3 protein-coding genes are annotated in these 2,580 nt (G+C 64.9%); 1 reads left to right on the forward strand and 2 read right to left on the reverse strand.

The genetic code is table 11. The features are described from left to right. Window positions 1-237, reverse strand: a 237-nt coding sequence (locus tag EOA38_RS33280) for an aquaporin (protein WP_189435093.1), incomplete at its 3' end; no start/stop codon positions are given. Beyond that, the gene (locus tag EOA38_RS33285) at window positions 234-584 is read right to left on the reverse strand and encodes a metalloregulator ArsR/SmtB family transcription factor (protein WP_127301226.1); all 351 of its coding nucleotides are present in this window, start codon (window positions 582-584) and stop codon (window positions 234-236) included. The genes EOA38_RS33280 and EOA38_RS33285, both read right to left, overlap by 4 nt. A gap of 486 nt (window positions 585-1,070) precedes the next feature. Between EOA38_RS33285 and EOA38_RS33290 the strand changes: the two genes are divergently transcribed. Continuing rightward, window positions 1,071-2,580, forward strand: a 1,510-nt coding sequence (locus tag EOA38_RS33290) for a ParB N-terminal domain-containing protein (protein WP_127301227.1), incomplete at its 3' end; no start/stop codon positions are given.

The raw sequence follows: 2,580 nt of genomic DNA on the forward strand, positions 1-2,580 counted from the left end.
GTTCAAGCAGAACACCAGCGAGACGACCGGATTGAAATGCGCTCCTGAGACCGCCCCGAGGATGGTAATCAAGACCACAAGCATGGTGCCGGTCGCAAGCGCGTTGCCCAGCAGCGCCAGCGCCGCGTCATGCGTCAGCGTGTCGGCCATGATGCCGGAGCCGACCACGGTTGCAACCAGGAAGCCGGTGCCCAGGGCCTCGGCGGCGAACCGGCGCGGAAGATCGAAGGCTTTCATTTACACGTTGCCTCGCCCGGCCGGCAGCATGGTGCTGCAAGCGCCGGCGCGCATATCTCCGGGCGGCCGGAGCAGCAATCCTCCATCAGGAAGCGGATCAGGCCGGACAGAGCGTCGTATTCTGCGCTGTAGAGGATCGAGCGCGCGTCGCGCCGCTGCGTGACCAGGCCGGCGCGCTCCAGCTCCTTGAGATGGAAGCTGACGTTGGACGGTGAGACCTCGACCTGTTCGGCGAGCGCACCAGCGGCAATGCCATCAGGCCCGGCAACCACCAGCAGTCGCAGAACGCGCAGGCGCGTCTCCTGCGACAGGGCGCCAAAGACGATCAGGGCTCGATGTTCGTCCACGTTTCAATAATCCTTGAAATATCGAAGCGAGAAATAGCCAAGATGCTCTCTCCCGACAACCGAAAAATCGCCCCTGCTCTGAGAGGGCCCGTCGGGTCCAACTATCGGCGACTTCCCGACGCGCTGGCCACCCCACAACGCTCGAGCGTATAGCTCCCCCAAAGGACGAGGTGGCGGCGCGGCCCTGGATGGCGAGCGCACGCCGGGGGACGGTTCCAGGCCAGTACCGGGGAAGGAGAAACGAAAAAGGGAAGAGGAGGCTGCTCGCTGATCGGGCTGGCCGCCGCCGCTTACGCTCAACCGCGCCGCTCGCGATCCCGGCCCGTCGTCCTGCGCAGGGCTGAAAGCCCCGCTTGTCCGGCCAGGCAGGGATGCTCGGCCGCAGTTGCGCCGGCCCGCCCGTTCCGCGGTGCCGGGGATGTCTTCAGGAAGAAGACCAGAAAAGACGGCTTCAACGGCCGCCTCAATCTCGAAAGGAACATCCCCATGCATCTCATCAAAGTCGATCCGCGCGCGCTGAAGGATAATCCCGACCGTACGCGCCAGACAAAATCGTCACCGCAGGCCGACGCGCTGCTCCTGGCCACCATCAAGGCAGTCGGGATCGTGCAGCCGCCCATCGTCGCGGCTGAGGTTGACGGCGGCAATGGCTATATCATCAATGCCGGCCATCGCCGGGTGAAACAGGCGATTGCCGCAGGTCTCGAGGAAATCGAGGTCCTGGTCGAGGAAGCCGCAGGCGACAACGGCGCCATGCGCTCGATGATCGAGAACGTGGCTTTCTCGCCCCTCAATCCCGTCGACCAGTGGCGGGCGATCGAACGCCTGGTCGCGCTCGGCTGGACCGAGGAGGCAATCGGCGTTGCGCTCGCGCAGCCGCTGCGCCAGATCCGAAAACTGCGACTGCTGGCAAACGTCCTTCCCGCCATGCTCGACCACATGGCCAGGGGCGACATGCCCAACGAAAGCCAGCTGCGCACGATCGCTTCCGCCTCGCTTGAAGACCAAAGGCAAGGCTGGAAGAAGCACAAGCCGTCGAAGGCCGATCCGCAGGTGTCGTGGTGGAGTGTGGCGCAGGGCCTCACAAAGACCCGCATGTATGCGCGCGATGCAAGCTTCGGCGACGACCTGGCGCAGGCCTACGGCATCGCCTGGGTCGAGGACCTGTTCGCGCCAGCCGACGAGGATAGCCGGTATACGACCGACGTCGAGGCTTTCCTCGGCGCCCAGCAGGAGTGGATGACGAACAATCTGCCCAGGAAGGGTATGCTCGTCGAAGTCAACGGTTGGGGCCAGCCGGAACTGCCGAAGAAGGCAGAGCGGGTCTACGGCAAGCCCGCGAAGTCGGACTGCACGGCGATGTATCTCGACCGCGACGGCAAAGTGCAGTCGGTGCACTACCGTCTCCCCGAGGCCAAGAAGGTCAAGGCCAAGGGCGACAGCGGCGCCGGCACCGACGGTGCGGACGACGCCGGCATCGTCTCGGCGTCGCGCCCGGATGTCACCCGCAAGGGCATCGAGATGATCGGCGATTTGCGCACCGACGCGCTGCATGAGGCGCTTGCCCGCGCGCCGATCGAGGACGACACGCTGATGGCGCTGCTTGTTCTGGCCTTCGCCGGCCAGAATGTCAGCGTCGCATCCGGCGCCCGCGACATCTCCTATTTTGGAGCCGCAAGCCTCGGCGAACACGCAGCGCGCTTGTTCAATCCGGAGGGCGTCCTCGAATTCGACATCGACACGTTGCGCGCCGCGGTGCGGTCGCTGCTGATTGACGTGCTCTCCTGCCGTGAGAACAGGTCGAACAGCGGCATTGTCGCGCGCGTGGCCGGCGATGCGATCGACGCGGATGATTTTCTGGCCAACATGGGAAACGAGGAATTCCTCTCCTGCCTGTCGCGCGCGGCACTGGAAGGCTCATGCAAGGATACGCCGGTCCTGCCGCGCCAGAAGGTCAAGGACACTCGCGCAGCACTCGTCGAGCACTTCAGGGAAG

Origin of the sequence: Mesorhizobium sp. M1E.F.Ca.ET.041.01.1.1 (assembly GCF_003997355.1) — a bacterium.
GTDB lineage: Bacteria > Pseudomonadota > Alphaproteobacteria > Rhizobiales > Rhizobiaceae > Mesorhizobium.